Origin of the sequence: Frankia sp. EI5c, from assembly GCF_001636565.1 — a bacterium.
Taxonomy (GTDB): domain Bacteria; phylum Actinomycetota; class Actinomycetes; order Frankiales; family Frankiaceae; genus Parafrankia.
Genome location: NZ_LRTK01000006.1, coordinates 388,886 through 395,477, shown reverse-complemented (window position 1 = coordinate 395,477; position 6,592 = coordinate 388,886). Strand labels below are relative to the sequence as shown.

Annotated in this window: 3 protein-coding genes, 1 rRNA gene and 1 pseudogene; 4 read left to right on the top strand and 1 reads right to left on the bottom strand. The window is 74.9% G+C overall.

Annotated features, from left to right (window positions below; genetic code table 11):
* Nucleotides 1-102 precede the first annotated feature (102 nt).
* A 5S ribosomal RNA gene (gene rrf / locus UG55_RS05080) occupies nt 103-219 on the top strand.
* Nucleotides 220-2,309: 2,090 nt separating this feature from the next.
* Complete coding sequence (locus tag UG55_RS32610; protein ID WP_242423750.1) at nt 2,310-3,653, top strand: hypothetical protein; 1,344 nt, start codon at nt 2,310-2,312, stop codon at nt 3,651-3,653.
* Nucleotides 3,654-3,785: 132 nt separating this feature from the next.
* On the opposite strand, the gene UG55_RS05070 is transcribed toward UG55_RS32610, so the two are convergent.
* Complete coding sequence (locus UG55_RS05070; RefSeq protein WP_066063469.1) at nt 3,786-5,126, bottom strand: DUF1015 family protein; 1,341 nt, start codon at nt 5,124-5,126, stop codon at nt 3,786-3,788.
* A 374-nt stretch (nt 5,127-5,500) separates the two neighbouring features.
* Here UG55_RS05070 and UG55_RS05065 point away from each other — a divergent pair, with 374 nt between their 5' ends.
* On the top strand, nt 5,501-5,932 hold the full coding sequence (locus tag UG55_RS05065; RefSeq protein ID WP_066063468.1) for a lipopolysaccharide assembly protein LapB: 432 nt from the start codon (nt 5,501-5,503) through the stop codon (nt 5,930-5,932).
* Nucleotides 5,929-6,592: pseudogene (locus UG55_RS32605) on the top strand (HAD-IIA family hydrolase); the annotation flags it as partial. The gene UG55_RS05065 and the pseudogene UG55_RS32605, both read left to right, overlap by 4 nt.

The following is a 6,592-nucleotide window of genomic DNA, read 5'->3' as shown; positions in this document are numbered from 1 at the left end:
CCGGTACTAATAGGCCGAGGGCTTGACCACAAAGATTCTGCTGTTTTGCGTCCACTGTGCGGTTCTCGGGCTGCGACCGGTTATGGTCGGGTCTGATAGTGTTTCGGTGGCTATGGCGAAGGGGAAACGCCCGGTTCCATTCCGAACCCGGTAGCTAAGCCCTTCAGCGCCGATGGTACTGCGCGGGGGACCGCGTGGGAGAGTAGGACGCCGCCGGACTTCTTTATGGTTGGGGGCTGTTTCTGGCTGGTGCCGGAGACAGCCCCTACCTGTTTTTGCGGGATGTTCTGAGCGTGGNGCATCCCTGGCCGCCACACCCTGCCGCTGCCCGAGAGCTGCTCCAGGTCTCCCGAGCGGGAACGGCGGTGTTGCCGGTCGGTTCAGCGGAGCTGGCGGTGCGGCCGCGCTGATCGGTCCGCGCGTCTCCTGGCGGCCCGTCCCTTGGCTTCAGCCGCTGGTCGGCGATCTGCGGAGCAGTGCTGCGATGCCGCTCCGCCACGAGCGTGAACCCGGGCGGCTACGAGGCCCGGCCCGGCGCGGCAGTCCGCTGGCGCACCGCGGACAATGAGTTTCACCTGGGGAAGGCCGCGTTCCGGCACCCCGGAACGAAAGGAATGCTTTCCGTCATGCCGAACGACGAGTCGAGGTCCCAGCCTCCGAGGTCCGACAGGTCCGCCGGCGGCAGCCGGCCGGGCTACCAGAGCCAGGCGGCACAGCGCGGTGGCGAACGGCGGGGCGGTACCGGCGGCGCGCGCCGGGGTGCACCTGGAACCGAGCGGGGACCCGCCGGTGACGCGCGCCGGTCCGGCCGGGTGGCCCGGGGTCCGGGCGCGTCGAGGGGAACCTCCGCGCCGCGAGGTCAGGCTCCCCCCGACGGCCCGTCAGCAACGGAGTCCCCGCGTCATTCCGGCCCGCAGCGTCGTTCCAGCGCACCACCGCGCGCCGGCGGATCCTCGCGCGGCGCACTTCCTCCGCGAGCGGGGGGTGCGGGCCGCGGAGCTCCGCCGCGTTCGGGAGGCGGTCGGGATCGAGACTTCGGGTCCGGTGGGCCGACGGGCCGGCACGAAGGCGGGCAGCGTCCGGCATGGCAGCGCCCCCCGCGGCGGGAGGACGAGAGCCGCTCGGGCGCGCAGCGGCCGGGAGAGAGCCGTTTCACCGGAGGTCCGCGGCGTGGGCCGGCCCCGGCGGCGGGTGGCAGGACCTGGAGCAGGCCCGACAACGGTTCTGGCGGCTCTGCCGGCTCTGCCGGCTCTGCCGGCTCTGCCGGCTCTGCCGGCGCAGCTGAGCGCCCCCGGTTCGGGGGAGACGCGCGCAGTCGCGCCGGGCGGGACGGCGGTCGTGGCGGCGCGCCATGGAAGCCGGCCGGGGGAGACCGCGGCTCGGCGCCTTTCGACCGTGGCGGCGACCGACGGCAGGCGTCCGGCGGCCGCAGTGGCGACCGACGGCCAGGAGCGGACAACCGTGGGCCGGTGGGCCGCAGGTGGGAGGCTCGTCCCGAGCGCCAGCACGATCGGCGTCCGGCGGGCGACCACCGCCCGACCGACCACCGCCCGACCGACCACCGCCCGACCGATCGCGTGCCCACCGATCGCCGGCACACGGACGGCAGCTCCACCGGAGGGTCGTCCTACAGCCGGGATCGTGCCCCGGAGGGCGGCCGCGACGAGCGGCGGCCCGACAGCCGCCCCTCGCGTTTCGGTGGAGAGGGAAGTGGCCAGTCCGGCGTGCGCCGGTTCGGAGCGGGCAGCGGAGGCAACCGTCCCGGCTATCGGGCACCGGGTTCGGACGGACGGTCGGACGGTGGTCGCCCTGAGCGGGACCGATCGTCGGCGTACCGGCCTGACCGGGGCCGACCCGGTGGTGACGGAGCCGCGAGGGGCAGCTCGGCCGGTGCGCGTCCCGACAGGTCCCGCCCGGCTGGCGAGCGGCCGGACAGGGGTCGTCCGGCTGGCGAGCGGCCGGACAGGCCTCGTTCGGCCGGGGGTTGGACGGACAGGTCGCGCCCGGCTGGCGAGCGGCCGTCCAGCGATCGCCCGGACAGGGATCGCCCGGACAGGGATCGCCCGACTGGGGATCGTCCGGAGCGGCGTGGAGCCGGGCGTCCCGAGCGCGCGGCGGGACCGGGGCGGTCCGGGCGGCCCGACAGCCGCGGGCGGACGGGATCAGGCCGGCCGCCGAGCGGTGGCACAGGTGCCGCTGGCCGTTCCGGTGGAGAGCGGGGCGACACGGCGCCGCGCCGTCGCCCACCGGCACCTCCGCTCCCGGATGAGGCCCGAGCCGACCTGTTGGACCGTGACATCCGGCGTGACATGCGCGGATTGCCGGCCCCGCTGGCGGAGACGATCTCCCGCCATCTGGTTGCCGCCGCGATGATCGTCGACAGCGACCCTGCGCTGGCGCTGGAGCACGCCCGGGCAGCCGCCGCCAGGCTGCCCCGGATGGCGGCCGTTCGCGAAGCGGTCGGCGTGGCGGCTTACCACGCCGGCGAGTACTCGTCCGCGCTGCTGGAGCTGCGGGCGGCTCGCCGCATCGACGGTTCGCCGCGCAACCTGCCCCTGATCGCCGACTCCGAGCGCGGTCTCGGCCGTCCCGAGCGTGCCGTCGACTGCCTTTCGGATCCGGGCGTCGCCGAGCTCGACGCCGCCTCGCGCGTGGAACTGCTGATCGTCGTGTCTGGCGCGCGGCGGGACATGGGCCAGGCGGACGCCGCTGTCGTGCTGCTCCGCCCGGAGGCGACCGCCAAGACCGAACCGAAGCCCTGGACACCCCGCCTCTGGTACGCCTACGCCGAGGCGCTGCTGGCCGCCGGGCGTCCGGTGGAGGCCCTGCGCTGGTTCACGGCCACGGCGGCAATCGACGAGGGCGAGACCGACGCCGCCGAACGGGCCTACGAGCTCACCGTCGTCGACGAGGGCGAAGGCGAGACTCCGGACACGGATGGCGGTGGGCCGGCGGGCCGACCTGCCGCCGTGGGCGGCCTCGACGAGACGGACTCCGCGGAGGGTGCGCAGTACACCGCCCGGACCGGCACCGAGCCGGCTGATACCGCTGGCAGCGAGCCGGCCGGCACCGCGACGGACGACACCGCGGACACCGAGGACACCGCCGACACTGCCGACACGGAGGAGGACACCGCGGCGATCGGTGACGACCTCGCGGAGGTCGGCGTGGATGCCGGGGACACCGAGACGGCCGGGGACACCGAGACGGCCGGGGACACCGAGACGGCCGGGGATAGCGGCACGGCTGGCGTGGCGGCCGGCGAGGGCGAGGTTGGAAGCCAGGCCGCGGCCGCGGCCGAGGTCGCGTCAGTCGGCGGGGCTCCGGTTGCGGTCGCGTCGACTGACGAGCTGCCGGTCGCCGTTCAGTCGGTTGGTGGTGAGTCGGTTGCCGTTGAGACGGTCGTGGAAGAGCCTGCTGAGGAGCAGTCGGCCGGTGGAGCGCCGGCCGACGCGGAATCGGAGGCGGTAGCCGCGGAGGCCGGAGCCCCCGAGGCCGCTGTCGACTTCTCGGCGGCGGGGGAAGGCTCCTCGCCCGCGCTGGCGGCCGACGGCGCGGCTCCGATCCCGGTGATCGTTTTCTCGGATGCCCCGGACGGTGGGGCGACGCGCTCCCCGGCCGGAACCGGGGAGCCGGGCTCGCCAGCCAACTGATCCGTCCGGCCGGACCTGCCGGCCCAGATCCCTGGGCCGGCAGGTCCGTGTCCGGCCGTTCGCCGGTTCCGGGACCGGGGGAGGGTGACCGTCCCGGTTCCCGCCGGCCTCGCGCCGAGGCACCCCGCGTGCTCAGTCCAGCGGACGCATCACCAGCCCGGTGCGGGGCTTCGGGGTGAACAGCGTGGATTTGCGGGGCATCCGTTCGGCGGCCCCCGCCACGGAGATCACGTCGGCCACCGGGGTCGGGTTGAGCAGCAGCGCAACCCCGCCGGAGGCCTGCGCGGCGGCGATCGCGGCGGGGGCGTCGTGGTAGTAGTCGACGACACCGACGGCGTCCGGCAGGCCCCAGACGTCCGAGATCAGCGCCAGGTGGGCCACCGTCACGTCGAGGCGACGGAACGCCTCCGAACGGTCCGCCGGTAGGGCGCGGGCGAGCAGGTCTGCGGCGGGCTGGGTGAGCAGGTAGGCCGCTGATCCATCGGTGATGACGAAGGCGTGGCCGTCGAGTCCGGCCGCCGCGAGCTCGTCCAGCAGCGGTGCCGGTCGGCTGCCGTCGCCGTCGGGAAGCTGCCGGACGGTGAAGAGATCCCGGGCCCGGCGGACCGCGTCGGCGAGGGTCAGCCCGCGCACGGCGCGGTGGATGGCGTGCACCTGCGGTCCGCTCACGGTCGCGTCCACCAGGAAGGTGAGGCCGAAGTCCCAGGGGCCGTCGCCGTCGCCTGCCGCGTGCCGTTCGGCCTGGTACTGGCGGTAGGTCGCGTACCGGTGATGCCCGTCGGCGATCACCGCGCGGCGGGGGAGCAGGTCTGCCGCGATCGCCTCCAGGGTGGCCGGGTCGTCGATCGCCCAGAGCCGGTGGGCCACACCGTCGTCGGTGCTGACGTCGATGATCGGGGTCGTGGTGACGGTGGCGGCCACGGCGTCGCTGGCCGGCCCGCCGCCGTCGTAGAGCAGGAAGATCGGTTCGAGGTTCGCGGCGGTCGCCCGGGTCAGGGCCAGCCGGTCCGAGACCGGGCCGGCCATGGTGTTCTCATGCGGCAGGACGATCTGTGCGTCGGGATCGGCGAGGGCCAGGGCACCGACGAGGCCGCGCTGGACGTGGTCGTCCTGTCGCTGTTCGTAGACGTAGAGGGCCGGTTTCTCGTCGCGGACGAGGACGCCGCTGCCCAGCCAGGCGCGCAGGGTTGCGGCCGCCTGCTCGTAGCCACTGCCGGGGCTGTCCGGGGAGACGTCGCGCGGCAGGATCAGTCGGACGACGTTGTGCTCCGCCGCTGCCTCCAGAGCGGCCCGCTCGTCGTCGTCGATGACGTCGTAGGGCGGCGAGGTCAGCGTGGCGAGGTTCGCGCCGGCGGCGGCGAAGCGTGCCGCCCGGAACGGCGCGAGGACGAGCCCGGCGGGCACAGGCACGGCAGGCACAGCAGGCACAGCAGGCACGGAGGCCGCGGCGTCAGGGGCAACCATGAGCCGCATGGTAGGTCCTGCCGCGGCGGTGGCCCCGGGGGTTGGGCCGTGACGCACGGTCCCGGCCGGGCGGATCCGGGTGGCACGGAAGACAGGCCGATATTCCGATGTTCAGGCATGTGGGGCCCGCTTACGGTGAAACTGGTTGTTGAGGGTGGGACGCCTCCCTCCCACCTGTGTCGCCGAGGACGTCGGCCGGTGGGGCCGGCCNGGGCTGTTGCCAGGTCGGTCTCCGGTGCGCCGTCGAGCCGCGTCGGCCGGGCTTCGGCCGTGGCCGGCGCCGGTCCCTCGGTGTGATCTGGTGCGGCGTCCCGGTGGTGCTGGTGCTGGTACCGCCGCCGCGGCCGCCACCCCCGCGGTGGTCCAGACGACGTGGAGGTGCCATGACGGAGGAGTCCGGCGTCGCGCGCGGGAACCGACAGGGTCCGGAGCCGGTGCGGTCACCGGCCGGTGAGGTCTACGACTGGTACACCCGGGGCATGGCGCTCCTGGGGCACGGTGACGCCAACGCCGCGGTGCAGCTGCTCGCCCACGCGGTCGCGGCCGAGCCCGCCTCGCCCAGCGTGCGCGAGGCGCTGGGGCGCGCCCAGTTCGACGCGGGGCTGTACGACGACGCGGCCCGCACCTTCGCCTGGATCGTCGACAGACACCCCACCGACGACTACGCCCAGTTCGGGCTGGGAATGGCCGCCCACCGCACCGGGGACCTGCGGGTCGCCGTCGAGCATCTGGCGCTGGCCGTGGCGATGCGGCCGGACCTGGCGCACTACGGGGTCGCACTGCGTGGGGCGCGCGCCGCGCTGGCCCGCGCGTGAGCACACCGGCGACGGCGGCGTGGGCGCCGCTTTCGGGCACGTCCGCCCCGCTGGTGTCGATGTTCGACGTGGCGCTGATGGATCTGGACGGCGTGGTGAACCGCGGCGAGCGGGCTGTCCCGCACGCCGCGGCGGTGATCGAGGCCGCGGGCCGGGACGGGATGCGCACCGTCTATGTGACGAACAACGCCCTGCGGACGCCGGAGACCGTCGCCGCCCGGCTGTCGGGATTCGGCGTGCCGGCGTCGGCCGGTGATGTGGTGACGTCGGCCCAGGCGGCCGCGCACGTGCTGGCCGAGCGGTTGCCGGCGGGGGCGAAGGTGCTGGTGGCTGGGGGTGCGGGGCTGTGGGAGGCGGTGGCGGCCGAAGGTTTGACGCCGACGTCCACCGCGGCCGACGGGCCGGTCGCGGTCGTTCAGGGCTTCGACCCCGAGATGACCTACGCCCGTCTGGTCGAGGCCGTCCTGGCCGTCCGGGCCGGGGCCTGGTGGGTCGCGAGCAACACCGACCTGACAGTGCCGACGGAACGGGGACTGGCCCCGGGGAACGGGGCCCTGGTCGCGTTCGTCCGCGCCGCCACGGAGGCCGAGCCGGTGGTGACCGGTAAGCCGGAGCTGGCGATGCACGCCGAGTCGGTGCGGCGCAGCGGCGCCCGCGACC

Excerpts from the sequence above, each read along its gene's own strand:
- UG55_RS32610 (WP_242423750.1), top strand. The coding sequence starts at position 2,310 with ATGCGCGGATTGCCGGCCCCGCTGGCGGAGACGATCTCCCGCCATCTG.
- UG55_RS05070 (WP_066063469.1), bottom strand. The coding sequence starts at position 5,126 with ATGCGGCTCATGGTTGCCCCTGACGCCGCGGCCTCCGTGCCTGCTGTG.
- UG55_RS05065 (WP_066063468.1), top strand. The coding sequence starts at position 5,501 with ATGACGGAGGAGTCCGGCGTCGCGCGCGGGAACCGACAGGGTCCGGAG.